The organism is Pseudomonas bharatica CSV86, assembly GCF_000319305.2.
Lineage (GTDB): Bacteria > Pseudomonadota > Gammaproteobacteria > Pseudomonadales > Pseudomonadaceae > Aquipseudomonas > Aquipseudomonas bharatica.
This window is the reverse complement of record NZ_AMWJ02000002.1, coordinates 506957-527891: the sequence shown is the minus strand read 5'-3', so window position 1 is coordinate 527891 and position 20935 is coordinate 506957. Positions and strand designations below refer to the sequence as shown.

Here is a 20935-nt window from a genome sequence, read left to right as displayed (position 1 = left end):
TTTAATGGTTGATGGGGCACCTTTACCCCACCAACCTGATACCATTATCAGATGGTTGATAGATCGACTCCGTAGTTGAGTTCCTCTGCGAAGTCCGGCAGTCCGTAACCGATGGTTTTCTTGTAGAAAGGAGAGACCTTCGCAGTCGGTGCCTTCTTCTTGTGCTTCGTGGTGTAGAGCATTCGTGCCCGCATCACCTCGAAGGAGTAACCGCGCCCTTCACGGTTCTTGTCCTTGGCCAGTCGGTTGATGGACTCCGTGTAAGCGTTGGTGACGGGCATGTCCGTCTCGAAGTAGGTCATGGTCTCTTCGCGCCAGTTTCCCACTGCCCTGACCAGATCGCTCCAGACTTCCTTTTGGCCCTTCGGGATGGTGGCTATCCACTCGTCCAGGGCGGCTTCTGCCTGGAGCCGTGTGGTGGCGTCCCAGATGCCGTAGAAGCGCTCCTTGTGCTCGTAGGCGGCCAGCAGTTGCGGGAACGCGCCTGTCCAGGTCTCCATGATGAGGCGCTCCCGGTCTGAGACTTCGTGAGCGCGTTTCAGCAGGATTTTCCGGTCTCCCTTGAGAGTCCGGCTCTGGGACGGTTTCAGCTCCTTTCTGAGGCCCTTGCGCACTCTCTCTAGGGCATCGTTGGCCATGCGCACCACATGGAACTTATCGACCACGATACGGGCCTGGGGCAGCACAGCCTTGACCGCTGCCCGGTAGGGGTTCCACATGTCCATGCTGACGATCTCGACCTTCTGCCGGTCTTTCAGCTTCATCAGGTAGTTGGTCACCACGTCCTGGCGGCGGGTGGCCAGCAGGTCGAGCAGGGTTCGCTCCTCAATGTTGGTCAGAATGCAGCGGTAGCGCTTGTTCAGGTATAGCTCGTCAATGCCCAGGATGCGGGGCGTCTCGAAGCGGTGCCAGCGCCCCAGGAACTCGGCGCGGGCGTTGAAGATGTCGCGCACCGTCTTCTCGTCCAGGCCGGTCTGTGCCGCCACAAAGGTGTAGGGGTGGTTGAAGGATTCCTTCTCCACGTACTCATGCAGCCGCAGTGTCATACGGAATCCGTCCACCATCTCCGGTAGCTGGGGCCTGAATGTTGTCTTGCAGGCCCGGCAGGTGTATCGGCGGCGGACCACCCAGAGAGTGACCCGCTTGCCGTGGATGGGCAGATCACGATAGGGAACGTCACGCTTGCCGAACCGCACGAACTCACCCTGCACGCCGCACCCCTCGCAGGCTACTGGTGTAGGTGCTTCAAGCCGAAAATGTATGTCTTCATTCTGCTCATCAGAATCCACCAACTGGTACCCAGGAAGGCTTAACGAATTAATCATCTCCCGCCTTGATCAGAAAAACAGGTAGGTGGCGTAACCGGCAATCATCGCCATAGCAAAAATGACTGCTAAAAACGCCGCTAAAAGCTTCAGCGTGAACAAAGAGCGCAACAGAATGAGCTCAGTCAGGCTGGCTCCGGCACTGCCGATGATCAACGCTAGCACCGTCCCGGCACCCACGCCTTTGGCCATCAGAGCCGCTGCCAGAGGTATGACGGCTTCAGCGCGAATATACAACGGCACGCCGATGACAGCGGCAACTGGAATGGCAAAGGGATTATCTGGGCCTGCATACTGCTCCAATAAGTCAGTGGGCATGAAACCATAGATCACGCTGCCAATCGCAATACCGATGAGCAGGTAAGGCAACACATCGATAAAGTCCGACCAAGCTTCCCGCCACACACCACTGTACTTCCCTTCTTTCTTAACCGTGACAGTGGGTTGACTGTCACAGCATTCGCTAGACGTAGAGACTGTTGTCTTCCTATCAGCCCCGCAAGAAGCCGTCTTCGGAGTGGTGTCGCAGCTGTTGGTGCCGCAACTCGATGCGGTCGATGTAGCACTGCACGGGCTTGCTGATGAACTACATCCACTGCTCTCTTGTGTCGCCGTCCGGCGCACATAACGCTCGAAGCCAAGCGTGTGAAGCAGCCATCCGGCACCTACCGCGACCACCAAAGCGGCGAGCACATAGATAGCAGTAAGTGTCCATCCAAACGTGGCAACCAGCAGGCCGACGACGATAGGATTCAGCAACGGAGATGAGAAAAGAAACACCATCATCGGCCCAAAACCGGCCCGTGCCCGAATCAACCCTTTCAACATGGGGATAGTCGAGCAACTACAGAAGGGCGTTATAGCTCCTAAACCAGCAGCAAGAAAATAGCCTCGCTTCCCACTGGAAGTCAGTAACGCTTCCACCTTGGATGGTGGGATGTGACGTTGAAGAACTCCGACCAGCAAGCTAATGCCAATGAATAAAACCGATAGCTCGATAGCGAGAAAGGCGAACATGCCTAGAGCGTCTTGGAGTTGAGATGACATTCAATATTACTCCTATATTTCTAGTATTGTCGAAATGATGTACGCAGCCTACTTGCGTTTATCCGACCTGTCAACTATAATTCTAGAAACATCGAATTATTGGGGCGTGCTATGGATCACGAAAAGGTTGCAGCCAGCTTAGCTGAGCTAGGGAATAGTCACCGACTGTCCGTGTTCCGCTTTCTGGTCAAAGCTGGCCATGATGGGGCTTCGGTCGGAGATATCCAGAAGGGGCTGGGTATTCCTGCTTCGACGCTATCACATCACCTTGCGCGCATGGCCAAGGTAGGGCTGATCCGGCAGGAGAAACATAGCCGCACGATTGTCTGTATACCCGAGTATGGGCACCTAGAGAATTTGATCGGTTTCTTACAAGAGGAATGTTGTGCAGGTGTCCGGATTGCGCATGAACCAGAACCGCTTTGACGCTTGCCCAGCTCTCGCTGTCCTCCCTAGTCAGCATCGCTATGAAGACTCAGGCGAAGGTGGAAACAGAAAATTGGCAGTAGAGTAGGCTGAAGAGGATCAATCAGATAATCCGCTGAGAAAGATTTTCTTCTTTACATCTTTGGCATTTTATCAACCAGAAATTCCGGATACCCAAAACACCGAGCTCACCGTGGCCGGCAAGCAGTTCGACTACACCCGGCGCATGGAAGGGCTGATGACCCAGCGGGTGCACAACATCCTGCAGCCTGTCCTGGGTAACGATCGCTACAAGGCCGAGGTCTCCGCCGACGTCGATTTCAGTGCCGTCGAGTCCACCGCCGAACAGTTCAACCCCGACCAGCCTGCCTTGCGCAGCGAGCAGTCGGTCAACGAGCAGCGCTCCAGCAGTTCCGGTCCGCAGGGCGTGCCCGGCGCGTTGAGCAACCAGCCTCCCGGGCCGGCCTCGGCGCCGCAGACCACCGGTGGCGCTGCGCCCGGTGCCGCAGCGGCGATCCAGCCGGGCCAGCCGCTGCTCGATGCCAACGGCCAGCAGGTCATGGACCCGGCCACCGGGCAGCCGATGCTGGCGCCGTATCCTTCGGACAAGCGCATCCAGTCGACCAAGAACTTCGAGCTGGACCGCTCCATCAGCCATACCCGCCAGCAGCAGGGTCGCCTGACCCGCCTGTCGGTCGCGGTTGTGGTCGATGACCAGGTCAAGATCGACCCGGCCAACGGTAATGCCACCACGGTGCCATGGAGCGCCGAGGACCTGGCGCGCTTCACCCGCCTGGTCCAGGACGCAGTAGGCTTCGATGCCAGCCGCGGCGACAGCGTCAGCGTGATCAACGTGCCGTTCGCCGCCGACCGTGGCGAGGCCATCGCCGAGATCCCGTTCTATTCGCAGCCGTGGTTCTGGGACATCGTCAAGCAAGTGCTGGGCGTGCTGTTCATCCTCGTGCTGGTGTTCGGGGTCCTGCGGCCGGTGCTCAACAACATCACCGGCGGCGGCAAGCAGTCCGGCAGCGACAGCGACATGGAACTGGGCGGCATGATCGGGCTGGACGGCGATATGCCGAGCGACCGTGTCAGCCTGGGTGGTCCGCAAAGCATCCTCTTGCCTAGTCCGAGCGAGGGCTATGACGCCCAGCTCAACGCTATCAAGAGTCTGGTGGCAGAAGACCCGGGTCGCGTGGCCCAGGTCGTGAAAGAGTGGATCAACGCCGATGAGTGACAATCGAGCCCTGACTTCCAAGCTGACCCGTGTCGACAAGGCAGCCATCCTGCTGTTGTCGCTGGGCGAGACCGACGCTGCGCAGGTACTTCGGCACATGGGGCCGAAAGAGGTCCAGCGCGTGGGCGTGGCCATGGCGCAGATGGGCAACGTCCATCGCGAGCAGGTCGAGCAGGTGATGAGCGAGTTCGTCGAGATCGTCGGCGACCAGACCAGCCTGGGTGTCGGCTCCGACGGCTATATCCGCAAGATGCTGACCCAGGCCCTTGGCGAGGACAAGGCCAACGGCCTGATCGACCGCATCCTGCTGGGCGGCAATACCAGTGGTCTGGACAGCCTGAAATGGATGGAACCTCGCGCCGTCGCCGACGTCATCCGCTACGAACACCCGCAGATCCAGGCGATCGTCGTGGCCTATCTCGATCCTGACCAGGCCGGGGAAGTCCTCGGCAACTTCGACCATAAGGTACGCCTGGACATCATCCTGCGCGTCTCGTCGTTGAACACCGTGCAGCCGGCGGCGTTGAAGGAACTGAACCAGATCCTCGAGAAGCAGTTCTCCGGCAACTCGAATGCCGCCCGTACCACCCTGGGTGGTATCAAGCGTGCCGCGGACATCATGAACTTCCTCGACAGTTCGGTCGAAGGGCAGCTCATGGACGCGATCCGCGAGATCGACGGCGATCTTTCCGAGCAGATCGAAGACCTCATGTTCGTCTTCAACAACCTGGCCGATGTCGACGACCGCGGCATCCAGGCCCTGTTGCGCGAAGTCTCCTCCGATGTACTGGTGGTGTCGCTCAAGGGCGCGGACGAAAAGGTCAAGGACAAGATCTTCAAGAACATGTCCAAGCGTGCCTCCGAGCTGCTGCGCGACGACCTGGAAGCCAAGGGACCGGTGCGTGTCAGCGACGTCGAGACTGCGCAGAAGGAAATCCTCACCATCGCCCGTCGCATGGCCGAAGCCGGCGAGATCGTGCTGGGCGGCAAAGGTGCCGAAGAGATGATCTGATGCGTCGGCGCCGGCCTGCGGGGCGGCGCCGATTGCCAGGCAGCCTTGGGTTTGGACGTCAAGCCCGGGTCGTGCCTGGGCTTCTGTCATCCGTAACCCGACTTGAGAGCGCATGGAATCATGTCGACCAACGAACATCTGAGTGAACTGATCCGCGCCCGCGACGTCGAGGGTTTCGACCGCTGGGCACTGCCCAGTTTCGACCCGCAGCCGGAGCCGGAACCCGAGCCTGAGCCCGAGGAGGTCGCCGAGGAGGTCGAGGAAGTGCCGCTGGAGGAAGTCCAGCCGCTGACCCTCGAAGAGCTCGAGAGCATTCGCCAGGAGGCCTACAACGAGGGCTTCGCCACGGGCGAGCGCGAAGGTTTCCATAGCACCCAGCTCAAGGTTCGCCAGGAGGCCGAAGTGGCCCTGAATGCACGCCTGGAAAGCCTTGAGCAACTGATGGGCCATTTGCTCGACCCCATCGCCGAGCAGGACGCGCAGATCGAAAAGCATCTCGTGCACCTGGTCAGCCATATTGCCCGCGAGGTCGTCGGCCGCGAGCTGAAGACCGATTCCAGCCAGATCACCCATGTCCTGCGCGAAGCCCTGAAGCTGTTGCCCATGGGCGCCGAGAACATTCGCATTCACCTCAATCCCCAGGATTTCGAGCTGGCCAAGGCCCTGCGCGCGCGGCATGAGGAAAACTGGCGTCTGCTCGAAGACGACTCGCTGCAGCCTGGCGGCTGCTGGATCGAGACCGCCCACAGCCGTATCGACGCGACCATGGAAACCCGCCTCGAGAAAGCGCTCAAGCAACTGTTCGACCAATTGCATGACCAGGGGCTGCATCCGGCTGCGCCGGACCTGCATTTCCAGTTGCAGGACAACAAGGTGCCGGTCGAGGAAACGGAAGCCAGCGATGCGCCTTGACCGCACCAGCTTCGCCAGGCGCCTGGGTACCTACGCCGACGCCATCCGCCTGCCCCACCAGCCGGTAGTGGAAGGCCGCCTGCTGCGCATGGTCGGCCTGACCCTTGAGGCCGAAGGCCTGCGCGCTGCCGTCGGCAGCCGCTGCAAGGTCATCAATGACGACAGCTATCACCCGGTGGAGGTCGAGGCCGAGGTCATGGGCTTTGCCGGAGGCAAGGTGTTCCTCATGCCGGTGGGCAGCGTCGCCGGTATCGCCCCGGGGGCGCGGGTGGTGCCGCTCGACGACAGCGGCCGCCTGCCGATGGGCATGAGCATGCTCGGCCGTGTTCTCGACGGCGCCGGTCGCGCCCTCGACGGCAAGGGCGGGATGAAGGCCGAGGACTGGGTGCCGATGGACGGCCCGACCATCAACCCCTTAACCGCGACCCCATCAGCCAGCCCCTGGACGTCGGCATTCGCAGCATCAACGGCCTGCTCACCGTCGGCCGCGGCCAGCGCCTGGGCCTCTTCGCCGGCACCGGCGTGGGTAAATCGGTGTTGCTGGGGATGATGACCCGCTTCACCGAGGCCGACATCATCGTGGTCGGCCTGATCGGCGAACGGGGGCGCGAGGTGAAGGAGTTCATCGAGCATATCCTCGGCACCGAGGGCCTCAAGCGCTCGGTGGTGGTGGCTTCGCCGGCGGACGACGCACCGCTGATGCGCCTGCGCGCAGCCATGTATTGCACGCGCATCGCCGAGTATTTCCGCGACAAGGGCAAGAACGTCCTGTTGCTGATGGACTCCCTGACCCGCTTCGCCCAGGCCCAGCGCGAAATCGCCCTGGCCATCGGCGAGCCACCGGCGACCAAGGGCTACCCGCCTTCGGTATTCGCCAAGCTGCCCAAGCTGGTGGAGCGGGCCGGTAACGGCGAGGCTGGCGGCGGTTCGATCACCGCGTTCTACACCGTGCTTTCCGAAGGCGACGACCAGCAGGATCCGATCGCCGACTCGGCGCGCGGCGTCCTCGACGGCCATATCGTGCTGTCGCGGCGCCTGGCGGAGGAGGGGCATTACCCGGCCATCGATATCGAGGCCTCCATCAGTCGGGTCATGCCGCAGGTGGTCACGCCCGAGCAGATGACCCAGGCCCAGCAGTTCAAGCAGCTGTGGTCGCGGCTGTCGCAGAGTCGCGACCTGATTAGCGTCGGCGCCTACGTGGCCGGCGGCGACAAGGAAACCGACCTGGCCATATCCCTGCAACCGCGGCTGGTGCACTTCCTGCGCCAGGGGCTGAACGAGAACGTCAGCCAGGAGCAGAGCCGCGAACAGCTGGCAGCGGTATTCACGCCGCTCACGGCAGGCTGATAGGCCATGGCCCAGCCCAGTCGTGCCGCGCGCCTGGCCCCGGTGGTGGAGATGGCCGAGGATGCCGAGCGCAAGGCCGCGCAGCGTCTCGGGCACTTCCAGCAGCAGGTGGCCCAGGCCCAGGCCAAGCTGGCCGAACTCGACCAGTTCCGCAGCGACTACCAGCAGCAATGGATGCAGCGCGGCAGCCAGGGGGTGTCGGGCAAATGGCTGGTGGGCTTCCAGCGTTTCCTCGGCCAGCTCGACACGGCGGTGGCGCAGCAGCACCAGAGCCTGGTCTGGCACCAGAACAACCTCAATAGCGCCCGCGGCACCTGGCAGGAGGCCTACGCCCGGGTCGAGGGGCTGCGCAAGCTGGTCCAGCGCTACATCGAGGAAGCCCGGCTGCTGGAGGACAAGCGTGAGCAGAAGCTTCTCGACGAGCTGTCGCAACGCCTGCCGCGGCACGATCGATTCTGACACCACGCGCTGGTCGGCCTGCCTTGCCGGGCTCCGGGCGGGCTGCTAAACCTTCTAGAGGACCGCACTCGCCACCTCCGAAGGAAGCGCCAACATGGCTGTTGAAACCGAGTTGTCCCAGGACGGGAAAAAGCTGACGATCCGCATCAAGGGTCGTTTCGATTTCGGCAGGCACCAGGAATTTCGCGATTCCTACGAGCGCACGCCGGTGCGCCCCGACAGCTTCGATGTCGACCTCAAGGACGCCACCTACCTGGATAGCTCCGCCCTGGGCATGCTCCTGCTGCTGCGTGACCACGCCGGTGGCGATAATTCGAATATCCGGGTGATCAACACCAACTCCGATGTGCGCAAGATCCTTGCGATCTCCAACTTCGAAAAACTCTTCGATATCACTTGAGCGCCAGCATGAGCGACGGGCATACCCTGACTGTCCTGATCGCCGAGGATGGCGGGACCGACCGGCTGTTGCTGGCTACCATCGTGCGCAAGCAGGGGCACAGGGTGCTGACCGCGGAGAACGGCAAGCTGGCGGTCGCCCTGTTCGCCGAACAGCGCCCGCAACTGGTGCTGCTGGACGCGGTCATGCCGGTGATGGACGGCTTCGAAGCGGCGAGGCAGATCAAGGCGCTGGCCGGCGAGGAGCTTGTGCCGATCATCTTTCTCACCTCCCTGACCGAGGACGATGCCCTGGTGCGCTGTCTGGAGGCCGGCGGCGACGATTTCCTCGCCAAGCCCTACAGCCCGGCGGTGCTGGCAGCCAAGATCAAGGCCATGGATCGCCTGCGCCGCCTGCAGGCCACGGTAGTGGAACAGCGCGACCAGATTGCCCTGCATCACAACCACCTGCTCAACGAACAGCGTGTGGCCAAGGCGGTGTTCGACCAGATCGCCCATGCCGGTTGCCTCGGTGCACCGAACATCCGCTACCTGCAATCACCCTATGCACTGTTCAACGGCGACTTGCTGCTGGCAGCGTTCACGCCCACCGGTGACATGCACGTGCTGCTCGGCGACTTCACCGGCCATGGCCTGCCGGCCGCAGTGGGTGCCATGCCCCTGGCCGAAGTCTTCCATGGCATGACGGCCAAGGGCTACGGCCTGGCGGAAACCCTGCGCGAGATGAATGCCAAGCTCAAGCGCATCCTGCCGGTGGACATGTTCTGCTGCGCGTTGCTGCTGAACCTCAGCTTCGAGCGGCGCGTGGTGGAAGTCTGGAACGGTGGCATGCCTGACGGCTATCTGTTGCCGGCTTCCGGCGACCAGGCCACGCCGCTGGTGTCGCGGCACCTGCCGCTGGGGGTGTTGCCGCCTGAACGCTTCGACGAACGTACCGATGTGCTGCCGCTGGCCCTGGGTGACCGCCTGTTCCTGCTGACCGATGGCGTGGTGGAAACCTGCGATGAAAGTGATGAACCTTTCGGCGTCGAGCGCCTGCTGCGGGTGTTCAGCGAAAATCGCCGTCCCGAGCATCTGTTCGACGACGTCCTGCTGGCCCTGGAGGCGTTCCGTGGCCGCGCGCGGGACGATGCCAGCCTGCTGGAAATCACCGTGGTGGCCCGGAGCGGCTGATGCCAGCGCCGTTGATGTACTCCGACAGCGGCCAGTCGAGCCCGCTGGACTGGTCGCTGTCCTTCGAGTTCCGTGCCCGGACCCTCAAGCGTTTCAACCCGCTGCCCTGGTTGATGCAGGTGCTGCAGGAGGTGCACGGCCTGCGCAAGCAGAGCGGTGCCCTGTACAGCGTGCTCAACGAGCTGTATTCCAACGCCCTGGAGCATGGGGTGCTGGGCCTGGACTCCGCGCTCAAGCGCGATGCCCAGGGCTTCACCACCTACTATCAGGAGCGCGACCGGCGCCTGGAGGCCCTGGACAGCGGCCATATCCGCGTAAGCCTGCGCGTGGAACCCTGGAAGGGAGGAGGGCGTCTCATTATTGAAGTCGAGGACAGCGGCGACGGCTTCGACATGGGTAAAGTGAGCGCCTTGCCTGCTGTCGAGCAGCGCCTGAGCGGACGTGGCCTGAATCTGGTCCGCCGGCTGGGCCGGCATGCCGAATGGAGCGATGGCGGGCGCCGGGCGCGCGTGGAGTTCGTCTGGGACGCTCTGGCATAATCGCAGTCTTGATCAAGGAGTGAACAAGTGTCCGATTCTCATGTTGACCGCAAGGTATTGAGCGACCTCCAGGACGTCATGGGGGACGACTACCTCAAGCTGCTGGAAACCTTCCTCTACGACTCCGAGCGGCGGCTGAACGACCTCTTTCGCGCCCGCAATGCCGATGAATTGCGGTTGGCGGCGCATAGCTTCAAGGGCAGTGCCAGCAACATGGGGGCGCATGAGCTGGCAGAACTTTGCCGCCAGGTGGAAGAGCGGGTGCAGCAGCACTCGCTGTTCGGCATCGAGCACCTGATCGATCAGATACGGCGGGAGTTTGCCGAGGTCCACGACATCTTTTGTGACGAGTGCAAGCGGGTGCAGGTCAGCTGAGCTTGCGCTCTTCGACGTCGCGTCAGGCGCAACCTGGCGCGACTTTTGCGTAACCTTCGCTATTCGTGATGCCAAGCTTCTGTAGCGGAGACCTTTTCATGCCCGTCGCATCAAACCCATTGCTGCAATCCAGCGTTGCCGCCAAGAGCGCACGGTCCCAGAACGGTACCCTGGACAAAGCCACGCAGAGCTTGAACGACAAGGGTTCGGACTTTTCCCGTGTCTATTCGCAGCAGGCCAAGGAGCCGGTTGCCGGCAAGAGCGAGGTGCCTGCGCAGGGCCGTGGGGGCGTCGACAAATCGGCGGCAAACAGCGGCAAGGCGCAAGAGCCCGAAGCCGGCAAGGTTGCCGATGGCGGCAAGGAATTGCCTGACGAACATGAAGTCCAGGCCAGCGCGACCGGGCAGGGCGATAGCGGCGATGCGAGCGATGCCAATGCCCAGTCATCCCTCGACGCCAACCTGGTTGCCGGCCAGTTGACCGATGCTGCACAGGGTGCGCAATTGCTCCAGGCCCAGGCCGAAGCGGTGGCGCCGGTGCTCCAGGCGGCAGGCCAGCAGCCGGCGGCGGCGATCACCCCTGCGGTCAGTGACGAGCAGGCCTTCGATCCGGAGGCGGATGCCCTGGCCGATCTGCCGGTACTGCGCCTGGCGTTGGAACAGAACGCCCAGGCCCAGGGCACTACCTCGGCCCACGCCAGCAAGACCCCGGGGCAGGAGGGTGCCCAGGCCCAGCAACCGGCTGTCAATACACTGGCGCAGATGCTCCAGCCGGGTGACGCCGATGCCGGCCAGACCGAAAGCGGCGACAAGGCCTTCGCCGGCCTGATCGACGACGGCCTCAAGGACCTCAAGGGCGCCAGCAGCGACACCCGGGTCGACGATTTCGCCAACCGCCTGGCCAGCCTGACCCAGGCGGTCACGCCGAAGACCGCCAATGCCGTGGCGCCCGCGCCGCTGCACCAGCCCCTGGCCATGAACCAGGGCGGCTGGACCGAGGGCCTGGTCAACCGGGTCATGTACCTGTCCAGCCAGAACCTCAAGTCTGCCGATATCCAGCTGGAGCCCAGGGAGCTCGGGCGCCTCGACATCAAGGTGAACATGGCCGTCGATCAGCCGACCCAGATCACCTTCGCCAGCGGTCACGCCGGGGTGCGCGATGCCCTCGAAGGCCAGGTGCACCGCCTGCGCGAACTCTTCAGCCAGCAAGGCATGGCCCAGCCGGACGTCAACGTCGCCGACCAGCAGCGCCAGCAGCACAGCGCCAGCCAGGACGATTCGCCGAAGATGAGTGGCGTGGCGGCGCGGCGCAATGCCGAGGCCGGCGAGACCGATGTCGCGGCGGTGGAACCGCAGACCGTCATCGGCTCCAGTACCGTCGACTACGTCGTCTAAAGGCTGGCGCGGACCCTGTGGGAGCTGGCTTGCCAGCGATGACGGTAGTGAATTCACCATCGCAATCGCTGGCAAGCCAGCTCCCACAGGGTTCACGGCGCTCCGTTCCTTCCTGAAACTGGCATAACACTTGCTCGCCCACACGCCATAGTGGAACAAACCTCCTGTGAGTGACGGATTATTGGCATGGCGAAGAGCGAAGCAGTCAAAGACCCCGCCGTTAAAGGCAAACTCAAACTGATCCTGCTGCTGGTCCTGGCCCTGTTGCTGGCCATCGGCCTGTCGGTTGGCGCTACCTGGTTCTTCCTGCACAAGTCCGAAAGCAAGCCTGCCGCCGAACCTGCTGCGGCTGCGGCCAACGTCAAGCAACCGGCCATCTACGAATCCATGTCGCCGGCCTTCGTGGTCAACTTCAACCAGAACGGCCGCCAGCGCTACATGCAGGTGAGCATCACCATGCAGGCCCGCGACCAGGCCGCCCTCGAGGCGCTCAAGGTGCATATGCCGGTGATCCGCAACAACCTGGTCATGCTCTTCTCCGGGCAGTCCTTCGAGTCGCTGGCGACCCCGGTCGGCCAGGAAATGCTGCGCCAGAAGGCCACCGCCAGCGTCCAGGAAGTGGCGCAAAAGGAAGTCGGCAAGCTGGTCATCGACCAGTTGCTGTTCACCAATTTCGTATTGCAGTAGGAGCCGAAGATGGCCGTGCAGGACCTGCTGTCCCAGGATGAGATCGATGCCCTGTTGCATGGCGTCGACGATGGCCTGGTGCAAACCGAATCAAGCGCCGATCCCGGCAGCGTCAAGAGCTATGACCTGACCAGCCAGGATCGCATCGTCCGCGGTCGCATGCCGACCCTGGAAATGATCAACGAGCGTTTCGCCCGCTATACCCGCGTCAGCATGTTCAACCTGCTGCGGCGCTCCGCCGACGTGGCGGTGGGCGGCGTGCAGGTGATGAAGTTCGGCGAATACGTGCACTCGCTGTACGTACCGACCAGCCTCAACCTGGTGAAGATCAAGCCGCTGCGCGGCACCTCGCTGTTCATCCTCGACGCCAAGCTGGTGTTCAAGCTGGTGGACAACTTCTTCGGCGGCGACGGCCGTCACGCCAAGATCGAGGGGCGCGAGTTCACCCCGACCGAGCTTCGTGTCGTGCGCATGGTCCTCGACCAGTGCTTCGTCGACCTCAAGGAAGCCTGGCAGGCGATCATGCCGGTCAACTTCGAGTACATAAACTCCGAGGTCAACCCGGCCATGGCCAACATCGTCGGCCCGAGCGAGGCGGTGGTGGTCTCGACCTTCCATATCGAACTCGACGGCGGCGGCGGCGACCTGCACGTGACCATGCCGTATTCGATGATCGAGCCGGTGCGCGAAATGCTCGACGCCGGCTTCCAGTCCGACCTGGACGACCAGGACGAGCGCTGGGTCAAGGCCCTGCGCGAAGACGTGCTGGACGTCAGCGTGCCGCTCAGTGCCACCGTGGCCCGGCGCCAGTTGAAGCTGCGCGACATCCTGCACATGCAGCCAGGCGACGTGATTCCCGTGGAACTGCCCGAGGACCTGGTCGTGCGCGCCAACGGCGTGCCGTCGTTCAAGGCCAGCCTGGGCTCGCACAAGGGCACCCTGGCCCTGCAGATCAAGGCGCCGATCGAGCGACGCTGAGCGCCTGACCCTCATTAACCGATTTGATTGCTTGTCGAGGACAAGATGGCTAACGAAAACGACATTACTTCGATGGAAGACCAGGCACTGGCCGACGAGTGGGCCGCTGCCCTGAGCGAAAGCGGCGACGGCCAGGCCGATATCGATGCGCTGATGGCCGGCGACAGTGGCGCCTCCAGCGGCGGCCCCAGCCGTCTGCCGATGGAAGAATTCGGCAGTTCGCCACGCCCTAGCGAAGTGGTCAGCCTGGACGGGCCGAACCTGGACGTGATCCTGGATATCCCGGTGAACATCTCCATGGAAGTGGGCAGCACCGAAATCAGCATCCGCAACCTGCTGCAGCTCAACCAGGGTTCGGTGATCGAGCTTGATCGCCTGGCCGGCGAGCCGCTGGACGTGCTGGTCAACGGCACGCTGATCGCCCATGGCGAGGTGGTGGTGGTCAACGAGAAGTTCGGCATCCGCCTGACCGACGTGATCAGCCCGAGCGAACGCATCAAGAAGCTGCGCTGAGTGAAGCGTTTTCTCCTCCTGCTGGCGCTCGCCGCCGGCCTGTGCTGGATGCCCGTGGGCCTGGCGGCGCAGGTTGGCGCCACGCCGGCCGTGGCGACGGTGGCACCGGCAACCTCCGGCAGCGTCGCTGGCCAGTTGACCCAACTGGTTCTTGGCCTGTTGCTGGTGCTGGGGTTGATCTTCTTTCTCGCCTGGCTGTTGCGCCGGGTGCAGAACGCTGCGCCCAACGCCAACCAGCTGATCCAGGTGGTCGGCAGTCGCCAGGTGGGCCCTCGTGATCGGCTGTTGCTGGTGCAGGTCGGCGACGAGCAGATCCTCATCGGCCATACCCCGGGCAGCCTGACCGCCCTGCATGTCATGAACACAGCCGTCGAAGCGCCGGCCAGCGCCCGCCCGGCCACGCCGGAATTCGCCCAGCGCCTGATGGAGCTGCTGGGCAAGGATCAGAAGGACAAGCCGTGATGGCCGCATTGCGAACGATATTGACGCTGCTGGTGCTGCTGGCCGCCCCTGCGGCGCTGGCCGCCGACCCGCTGTCGATCCCGGCGATCACCCTGTCCAGCGGGGCGGATGGCCAGCAGGAGTACTCGGTCAGCCTGCAGATCCTGCTGATCATGACCGCGCTGAGCTTCATCCCGGCGTTCGTCATCCTGATGACCAGCTTTACCCGGATCATCATCGTCTTCTCGATCCTGCGCCAGGCCCTGGGCCTGCAGCAGACCCCGTCGAACCAGATCCTCATCGGCCTGGCGCTGTTCCTGACCCTGTTCATCATGGGCCCGGTATTCGACCGGGTGAACCGCGACGCCCTGCAGCCCTACCTGTCCGAGACCCTGACCGCGCCGCAGGCGCTGGAGAAGGCCCAGGTGCCGCTGAAGGACTTCATGCTGGCGCAGACCCGGCAGAGCGACCTCGACCTGTTCATGCGCCTGTCCAAGCGCACCGACATCGCCGGCCCCGACCAGGTGCCGCTGACCATCCTGGTCCCGGCGTTCGTGACCTCGGAGTTGAAGACCGCGTTCCAGATCGGCTTCATGATCTTCATCCCGTTCCTGATCATCGACCTGGTGGTGGCGAGCGTGCTGATGGCCATGGGCATGATGATGCTGTCGCCGTTGATCATTTCCCTGCCGTTCAAGATCATGCTGTTCGTCCTGGTGGATGGCTGGGCCTTGATCATCGGCACACTTGCCGGCAGTTTCGGCGGCGTTTGACGCGCAGGAGAGCAGCATGACCCCTGAAGTCGCAGTCGACCTGTTTCGCGATGCCCTGTGGCTGACCACCCTCATGGTGGCGGTGCTGGTGGTGCCGAGCCTGCTGGTGGGGTTGCTGGTGGCGATGTTCCAGGCGGCCACCCAGATCAACGAACAGACCCTTAGCTTTCTCCCGCGCCTGCTGGTGATGCTGGTCACCCTGATCGTCGCCGGGCCCTGGCTGGTGCAGAAGTTCATGGAGTACATCCTGAACCTGTACGGCAGCATTCCACAGCTGATCGGCTGACCGCGCCGTGCTCGAACTGACCGACACGCAGATTTCCACCTGGGTGGCCAGTTTCATCCTGCCGCTGTTCCGCGTGCTGGCCGTGCTGATGACCATGCCGGTGTTCGGTACCTCGCTGCTGCCCCAGCGGATCCGCCTGTATTTCGGCGTGGCCATTACCGTGGTGATCGTCCCGGCGTTGCCGCCGATGCCGCCGGTCGAGGCGCTGGACTTGAGCGCCCTGCTGCTGGTCGGCGAGCAAATCCTCATCGGCGCGCTGTTCGGCCTGTCCCTGCAACTGTTCTTCCAGGCCTTCGTGATCGCCGGGCAGATCGTCGCGATCCAGATGGGCCTGGCCTTCGCCTCCATGGTCGACCCGGCCAATGGCGTCAATACCACGGTGATCAGCCAGTTCCTGACCATGTTGGTGACCTTGCTGTTCCTGTCGATGAACGGCCATCTGGTGGTCTTCGAAGTCCTTGTCGAAAGCTTCACCACCCTGCCGGTGGGCAGCGGGCTGATGGTCAACCATTTCTGGGAGCTGGCCGGACGCATGGGCTGGGTGCTGGGCGCCTCGCTGCTGCTGGTGCTGCCGGTGATCACCTCGTTGCTGGTGATCAACATCGCCTTCGGCGTGATGACCCGGGCGGCGCCACAATTGAACATCTTCGCCATCGGCTTCCCGCTGACCCTGGTGATCGGCATGGGGCTGTTCTGGGTCGGCCTGGCGGACATTCTTTCCCATTACCAGTCGTTGGCGTCCGAGGCGCTGCAATGGCTGCGTGAACTGGCACGGGCGCGCTGAGCATGGCAGAGAGCGAAAGCGGTCAGGACAAGACAGAAGACCCCACGGACAAACGCCGTAATGACGCCCGCGAAAAGGGCGAGATCGCCCGTTCCAAGGAGCTCAACACCGTTGCCGTGATGATTGCCGGGGCGGGTGGCTTGCTGGCCTTCGGCGGTTATCTGGCCGAAGCGCTGATGGAGATCATGCGCAGCAACTTCAGCTTGTCGCGGGAAGTGCTGATGGATGAGCGCTACATGGGCATCTTCCTGCTGACCTCGGGCAAGCTGGCGATCCTTGCCACCCAGCCGGTGCTGCTGGTGCTGTTGCTGGCCGCCTTGCTCGGCCCGATTGCCCTGGGTGGCTGGCTGTTCGCCACCGGTACCCTGGCGCCGAAGTTCAGCCGGATGAACCCGCTTGCGGGGATCAAGCGGATGTTCTCGGTGCATTCCCTGGCCGAATTGCTCAAGGCCATCGCCAAGTTCACCGTGATCCTGGTGGTGGCCCTGGCGGTGCTGTCCGCCGACCGCGACGACCTCCTGGCGATCGCCAACGAGCCGCTGGACCAGGCCATCATCCACAGCGTCCAGGTGGTCGGCTGGAGCGCCATGTGGATGGCCTGCGGGTTGCTGCTGATCGCCGCGGTGGACGTGCCGATCCAGCTCTGGCAGGCCAAGCAGAAGCTGATGATGACCAAGCAGGAAGTGCGCGACGAATACAAGGACACCGAGGGCAAGCCGGAGGTCAAGCAGCGCATCCGCCAGGTGCAGCGCGAGATTTCCCAGCGGCGGATGATGGCGGCGGTGCCCGAGGCCGACGTCATCATCACCAACCCGACCCACTATGCGGTAGCGCTCAAGTACGATCCGGAGAAGGGCTCGGCGCCCTTGCTGCTGGCCAAGGGTACCGATTTCATCGCCCTGAAGATCCGCGAGATCGCCGTGCAGCACAACATCCAGTTGCTGGAGTCGCCGGCGCTGGCGCGCTCGATCTACCACTCCACGGAACTGGAGGAAGAGATTCCCGCCGGCCTGTACCTCGCCGTAGCCCAGGTGCTGGCCTACGTCTACCAGATCCGCCAGTACCAGGCGGGCAAGGGTAAGGCGCCGGAGCCGCTCAAGGACCTGCCGATTCCGCCGGACCTGCGGCGCGATTCCTGATTCTCTGCTGTTCTTTCGGGCCTCATCGCTGGCAAGCCAGCTCCCACAGGTTCAGCGGTGCACGCGGTCACTGTGGGAGCTGGCTTGTCGGATCGCCGCACCGCAGCGATGGGGCCCTCATGTTCACCGCAAAGTTGGAAAGCTTCTTGCAAAGAGCAGCGCCAAGCGCCCCCGTGGCGTCAAAGTTTTGCTTGAAGAGGAAGACCGGTGGATCGCTCTCAGTTAATCAACAGCGCGCGCAGCAACCTCGGCAGCCTGGGCCGGGGCAATATCGGGGTGCCGGTATTGCTGCTGATCATGCTGGCCATGATGATGTTGCCGATCCCGCCGTTCCTGCTGGACGTCTTCTTCACCTTCAACATTGCCCTGTCCATCGTGGTCCTGCTGGTCTGCGTGTACGCGCTGCGGCCGCTGGATTTTGCCGCGTTCCCGACCATCCTGCTGGTGGCAACCCTGCTGCGCCTGGCGCTGAACGTGGCCTCGACGCGGGTTGTGCTGCTCCACGGCCACGACGGCCACGGTGCCGCCGGTAAAGTGATCCAGGCCTTCGGTGACGTGGTCATCGGCGGCAACTACGTGGTCGGTATCGTGGTCTTCGCCATCCTGATGATCATCAACTTCGTGGTGGTGACCAAGGGCGCCGGGCGGATCTCCGAGGTGAGCGCACGCTTCACCCTCGACGCCATGCCCGGCAAGCAGATGGCCATCGACGCCGACCTCAACGCCGGCCTGATCAACCAGGACCAGGCCAAGGCACGCCGTGCCGAAGTGGCCCAGGAAGCCGAGTTCTACGGGTCCATGGACGGTGCCAGCAAGTTCGTGCGGGGCGACGCCATTGCCGGCCTGCTGATCCTGTTCATCAACCTGATCGGCGGCATGGCCATCGGCATGGTCCAGCACGGCATGACCTTCGGCGATGCCGGCCGGGTCTACGCCCTGCTGACCATCGGTGACGGTTTGGTGGCGCAGCTGCCGTCCCTGTTGCTGTCCACCGCCGCTGCGATCATGGTGACCCGTGCTTCCGGCTCGGAAGACATGGGCAAGCAGATCAATCGGCAGATGTTCGATTCGCCGAAGGCCCTGGCGGTCTCGGCGGCCCTGATGATCGTCATGGGCCTGGTCCCGGGCATGCCGCACATCGCCTTCATCAGCCTCGGCCTGCTGGCCGGCGGCGGCGCCTACCTGGTGTGGAAGAAGCAGAACCAGGTCAAGGTCAAGGCCGCCCAGGAGCTGCAGCGCCAGCAGGAAGCCCTGCCATCGCCCTCGCGCGCTGCCGAGACCAAGGAGCTGGGCTGGGACGATGTCACCCCGATCGACATGATCGGCCTGGAAGTGGGCTACCGCCTGATCCCGCTGGTGGACCGCAACCAGGGTGGCCAGTTACTGGCGCGGATCAAGGGCGTGCGCAAGAAGCTGTCCCAGGACCTGGGCTTCCTGATGCCCACGGTGCACATCCGCGACAACCTCGACCTGGCCCCGAGCACCTATCGCCTGACCCTGATGGGGGTGATCCTGGCCGAGGCGGAAATCTTCCCCGAGCGGGAAATGGCCATCAATCCGGGCCAGGTATTCGGCACACTCAACGGTATTTCCGCGCGGGACCCGGCCTTCGGCCTGGAAGCGGTGTGGATCGATGTCGCCCAGCGCAGCCAGGCGCAGTCCCTGGGCTATACGGTGGTCGATGCCAGTACCGTGGTCGCCACCCACCTCAACCAGATTCTCTACAAGCATTGCCACGAGCTGATCGGCCATGAGGAGGTCCAGCAACTGCTGGCGGTGCTGGCCAAGGGCTCGCCGAAGCTGGCAGAGGAAATCGTCCCCGGGGTGCTGTCCTTGTCCGGTTTGTTGAAAGTGCTCCAGGCCCTGCTGGCGGAGCAGGTTCCCGTCAGGGATATCCGTAGCATTGCCGAGGCGATCGCCAACAATGCCAGCAAGAGTCAAGATACCGCCGCGCTGGTCGCCGCAGTCCGCGTCGGATTGTGTCGCGCTATCGTGCAAAGCATTGTCGGCACTGAGTCCGAGCTGCCTGTGATCACCTTAGAGCCAAGGTTGGAACAGATCTTGCTCAATAGTCTGCAAAGGGCCGGGCAAGGTCAGGAAGACGGTGTTCTTCTTGAACCGAGCATGGCGGAAAAGCTTCAGCGTTCGCTGATCGAGGCTGCCCAGCGTCAGGAGATGCAAGGTCAGCCGGCCATCCTGCTGGTAGCAGGACCGATCCGGCAAATGCTCTCGCGTTTCGGTCGCCTGGCCGTACCGAATTTGCATGTTTTGGCGTATCAGGAAATACCTGACAACAAGCAAGTCACCATCGTTGCCACAGTGGGCCCCAACGGCTGAGGTAGTGGGTTATGCAAGTTAAGCGTTTTTTCGCCGCCGATATGCGTCAGGCCATGAAGCTGGTTCGCGATGAGCTGGGGCCGATGCCGCCATCATCGGCAACCGACGGATTGCTGGCGGTGTCGAGCTGACGGCGGCGCTGGACTACAAGCTGTCCGCCCTTGCGCCTCGGGTGCCCAACGCCGAGCTTGAAGACGAGCTGCGCAAGACCCAGTCGCGCATCGCCACTGCCCAGGCCGAACTGAGCGCCCGCGACGACAGCGACAGCGGCAACCGCCAGCTCTTCGCCGGCCTGCCGCTGACGGCCTCCGAGCCGCTGGTCGAGCCGCGTCATGAAGAGCCGGCGCCTGCGCCGGCCGCCCCGGCGCCATCGGCCATCGACCGGCGCATGTTCGATTCCATGCGTTCCGAGCTTTCCGGCCTGCGCGAGCTGCTGGAAGTCCAGCTCGGCTCCCTGGCCTGGAACCAGTTGCAGGGTGCCAAGCCGCACCAGGCCAATCTATGGCGCCGCCTGCAGCGCATCGGCCTGTCCGGCCCGCTGGCCCGCGACCTGCTCGACCTGACTCAGGAAATCGTCGACCCGCGCCACGGCTGGCGCATGCTCCTGGCCCATCTGGCGCGGATGATCCATGTGCCGGATGTCGAGCCGATCGAGGAGGGCGGGGTGATCGCCATGGTCGGCCCGGCCGGCATGGGCAAGACCACCACCCTGGCCAAGCTGGCCGCGCGCTATGTGCTCAAGTACGGCGCGCAGAACCTGGCCCTGGTGAGCATGGACAGTTTCCGTATCGGTGCCCAGGAGCAGCTCAAGACCCTCGGGCGGATCCTCAACGTCCCGGTGACCCACGTCGATCCCGGGCAGTCCCTGGCCCAGGCGCTGGAGCCGCTGCTGCGCAAGCGCGTGGTGCTGATCGACACCGCCGGCCTGCAGGCCAGCGACCCGGCGCTGCGCATGCAGCTGGAAACCCTTGCCGGGCGTGGCATCCAGGCGAAGAATTACCTGGTCCTGGCCACCACCAGCCAGAAACAGGTGCTGACCGCCGCCTACCACAGCTACAAGCGCTGCGGCCTGGCCGGTTGCATCCTGACCAAGCTCGATGAAACTGCCAGCCTGGGCGAGGTTCTCAGCCTGGCGATCAGTCACGAACTGCCCGTGGCCTATCTTACCGATGGCCCGCGCATTCCTGACGACCTGCACCTGCCGCGGCGGCACCAGTTGGTAAGCCGCGCGGTCAGTGTGCAGATGCAGGACGACCCGAGCGAGGAGGCCATGGCCGATATGTTCGCCGACCTGTACCACAGTGACGGCAAGCGTGTCGGCTGAGGTGGATATGTATCAGTTGCAAAGTACC

General features: G+C 63.3%; 18 protein-coding genes and 4 pseudogenes. 20 read left to right on the top strand and 2 right to left on the bottom strand.

The features are described from left to right. Window positions 1-47 precede the first annotated feature (47 nt). On the bottom strand, window positions 48-1325 hold the full coding sequence (locus CSV86_RS16080) for an ISL3 family transposase (RefSeq protein ID WP_000610830.1): 1278 nt from the start codon (window positions 1323-1325) through the stop codon (window positions 48-50). A 12-nt stretch (window positions 1326-1337) separates the two neighbouring features. Beyond that, on the bottom strand, window positions 1338-2342 hold the full coding sequence (locus CSV86_RS16075) for a permease (protein WP_040363373.1): 1005 nt from the start codon (window positions 2340-2342) through the stop codon (window positions 1338-1340). Window positions 2343-2483: 141 nt separating this feature from the next. On the opposite strand from CSV86_RS16075, the gene CSV86_RS16070 reads away from it, so the two are divergent. From CSV86_RS16070 to flhF, 20 genes and pseudogenes are all read left to right on the top strand, one after another. Next, window positions 2484-2798 (top strand): ArsR/SmtB family transcription factor, encoded by a 315-nt coding sequence (locus tag CSV86_RS16070; RefSeq protein ID WP_000349485.1) that lies wholly within the window; start codon window positions 2484-2486, stop codon window positions 2796-2798. 181 nt (window positions 2799-2979) lie between these two features. Beyond that, window positions 2980-4035 (top strand): annotated as a pseudogene (locus tag CSV86_RS16065) (flagellar M-ring protein FliF); the annotation flags it as partial. Continuing rightward, the gene (fliG, locus tag CSV86_RS16060; RefSeq protein WP_009400046.1) at window positions 4028-5047 is read left to right on the top strand and encodes a flagellar motor switch protein FliG; all 1020 of its coding nucleotides are present in this window, start codon (window positions 4028-4030) and stop codon (window positions 5045-5047) included. The pseudogene CSV86_RS16065 and the gene fliG, both read left to right, overlap by 8 nt. A gap of 120 nt (window positions 5048-5167) precedes the next feature. Beyond that, window positions 5168-5959, top strand: a complete 792-nt coding sequence (gene fliH, locus CSV86_RS16055; protein WP_009400045.1) for a flagellar assembly protein FliH — start codon at window positions 5168-5170, stop codon at window positions 5957-5959. Further along, window positions 5949-7306 (top strand): annotated as a pseudogene (gene fliI, locus CSV86_RS16050) (flagellar protein export ATPase FliI). Before fliH ends, fliI begins: the two are co-directional and overlap by 11 nt. Window positions 7307-7312: 6 nt before the next feature. Beyond that, complete coding sequence (fliJ, locus tag CSV86_RS16045; protein WP_009400041.1) at window positions 7313-7765, top strand: flagellar export protein FliJ; 453 nt, start codon at window positions 7313-7315, stop codon at window positions 7763-7765. Between the two features lie 94 nt (window positions 7766-7859). Then, window positions 7860-8165 (top strand): STAS domain-containing protein, encoded by a 306-nt coding sequence (locus CSV86_RS16040; protein ID WP_009400039.1) that lies wholly within the window; start codon window positions 7860-7862, stop codon window positions 8163-8165. Window positions 8166-8173: 8 nt separating this feature from the next. Next, a pseudogene (locus CSV86_RS16035) lies at window positions 8174-9876 on the top strand (ATP-binding SpoIIE family protein phosphatase). Window positions 9877-9903: 27 nt separating this feature from the next. Continuing rightward, window positions 9904-10251 carry an Hpt domain-containing protein gene (locus CSV86_RS16030; RefSeq protein WP_009400035.1) on the top strand — a complete coding sequence of 116 codons (348 nt, stop codon included), beginning with the start codon at window positions 9904-9906 and terminating at the stop codon, window positions 10249-10251. Window positions 10252-10349: 98 nt separating this feature from the next. After that, on the top strand, window positions 10350-11645 hold the full coding sequence (locus CSV86_RS16025) for a flagellar hook-length control protein FliK (protein ID WP_009400034.1): 1296 nt from the start codon (window positions 10350-10352) through the stop codon (window positions 11643-11645). 186 nt (window positions 11646-11831) lie between these two features. After that, window positions 11832-12332 carry a flagellar basal body-associated protein FliL gene (gene fliL / locus CSV86_RS16020; protein WP_009400033.1) on the top strand — a complete coding sequence of 167 codons (501 nt, stop codon included), beginning with the start codon at window positions 11832-11834 and terminating at the stop codon, window positions 12330-12332. Window positions 12333-12341: 9 nt separating this feature from the next. Then, a complete protein-coding gene (gene fliM, locus CSV86_RS16015; protein ID WP_009400032.1) occupies window positions 12342-13310 on the top strand; it encodes a flagellar motor switch protein FliM in 969 nt (322 codons plus the stop codon). A gap of 45 nt (window positions 13311-13355) precedes the next feature. After that, window positions 13356-13823 carry a flagellar motor switch protein FliN gene (gene fliN / locus CSV86_RS16010; RefSeq protein ID WP_037060469.1) on the top strand — a complete coding sequence of 156 codons (468 nt, stop codon included), beginning with the start codon at window positions 13356-13358 and terminating at the stop codon, window positions 13821-13823. Continuing rightward, entirely contained in the window at window positions 13824-14285 is a 462-nt protein-coding gene (gene fliO, locus CSV86_RS16005; protein WP_009400029.1) for a flagellar biosynthetic protein FliO, read from the top strand. Then, window positions 14285-15037 (top strand): flagellar type III secretion system pore protein FliP, encoded by a 753-nt coding sequence (fliP, locus tag CSV86_RS16000; protein WP_009400028.1) that lies wholly within the window; start codon window positions 14285-14287, stop codon window positions 15035-15037. The genes fliO and fliP overlap by 1 nt, the downstream gene beginning before the upstream one ends. Before the next feature lie 16 nt (window positions 15038-15053). Beyond that, window positions 15054-15323 (top strand): flagellar biosynthesis protein FliQ, encoded by a 270-nt coding sequence (gene fliQ / locus CSV86_RS15995; RefSeq protein WP_009400027.1) that lies wholly within the window; start codon window positions 15054-15056, stop codon window positions 15321-15323. A 7-nt stretch (window positions 15324-15330) separates the two neighbouring features. Beyond that, window positions 15331-16107 carry a flagellar biosynthetic protein FliR gene (gene fliR, locus CSV86_RS15990; RefSeq protein ID WP_009400026.1) on the top strand — a complete coding sequence of 259 codons (777 nt, stop codon included), beginning with the start codon at window positions 15331-15333 and terminating at the stop codon, window positions 16105-16107. A gap of 2 nt (window positions 16108-16109) precedes the next feature. Then, entirely contained in the window at window positions 16110-17246 is a 1137-nt protein-coding gene (gene flhB, locus CSV86_RS15985; protein ID WP_009400025.1) for a flagellar biosynthesis protein FlhB, read from the top strand. A 207-nt stretch (window positions 17247-17453) separates the two neighbouring features. Continuing rightward, the gene (flhA, locus tag CSV86_RS15980; protein ID WP_009400024.1) at window positions 17454-19583 is read left to right on the top strand and encodes a flagellar biosynthesis protein FlhA; all 2130 of its coding nucleotides are present in this window, start codon (window positions 17454-17456) and stop codon (window positions 19581-19583) included. An 11-nt stretch (window positions 19584-19594) separates the two neighbouring features. Further along, window positions 19595-20907: pseudogene (gene flhF, locus CSV86_RS15975) on the top strand (flagellar biosynthesis GTPase FlhF). Window positions 20908-20935: the final 28 nt, after the last annotated feature.

Excerpts from the sequence above, each read along its gene's own strand:
- CSV86_RS16080 (WP_000610830.1), bottom strand. The coding sequence starts at position 1,325 with ATGATTAATTCGTTAAGCCTTCCTGGGTACCAGTTGGTGGATTCTGAT.
- CSV86_RS16075 (WP_040363373.1), bottom strand. The coding sequence starts at position 2,342 with ATGTTCGCCTTTCTCGCTATCGAGCTATCGGTTTTATTCATTGGCATT.
- CSV86_RS16070 (WP_000349485.1), top strand. The coding sequence starts at position 2,484 with ATGGATCACGAAAAGGTTGCAGCCAGCTTAGCTGAGCTAGGGAATAGT.
- fliG (WP_009400046.1), top strand. The coding sequence starts at position 4,028 with ATGAGTGACAATCGAGCCCTGACTTCCAAGCTGACCCGTGTCGACAAG.
- fliH (WP_009400045.1), top strand. The coding sequence starts at position 5,168 with ATGTCGACCAACGAACATCTGAGTGAACTGATCCGCGCCCGCGACGTC.
- fliJ (WP_009400041.1), top strand. The coding sequence starts at position 7,313 with ATGGCCCAGCCCAGTCGTGCCGCGCGCCTGGCCCCGGTGGTGGAGATG.
- CSV86_RS16040 (WP_009400039.1), top strand. The coding sequence starts at position 7,860 with ATGGCTGTTGAAACCGAGTTGTCCCAGGACGGGAAAAAGCTGACGATC.
- CSV86_RS16025 (WP_009400034.1), top strand. The coding sequence starts at position 10,350 with ATGCCCGTCGCATCAAACCCATTGCTGCAATCCAGCGTTGCCGCCAAG.
- fliL (WP_009400033.1), top strand. The coding sequence starts at position 11,832 with ATGGCGAAGAGCGAAGCAGTCAAAGACCCCGCCGTTAAAGGCAAACTC.
- fliM (WP_009400032.1), top strand. The coding sequence starts at position 12,342 with ATGGCCGTGCAGGACCTGCTGTCCCAGGATGAGATCGATGCCCTGTTG.
- fliN (WP_037060469.1), top strand. The coding sequence starts at position 13,356 with ATGGCTAACGAAAACGACATTACTTCGATGGAAGACCAGGCACTGGCC.
- fliP (WP_009400028.1), top strand. The coding sequence starts at position 14,285 with ATGGCCGCATTGCGAACGATATTGACGCTGCTGGTGCTGCTGGCCGCC.
- fliQ (WP_009400027.1), top strand. The coding sequence starts at position 15,054 with ATGACCCCTGAAGTCGCAGTCGACCTGTTTCGCGATGCCCTGTGGCTG.
- flhB (WP_009400025.1), top strand. The coding sequence starts at position 16,110 with ATGGCAGAGAGCGAAAGCGGTCAGGACAAGACAGAAGACCCCACGGAC.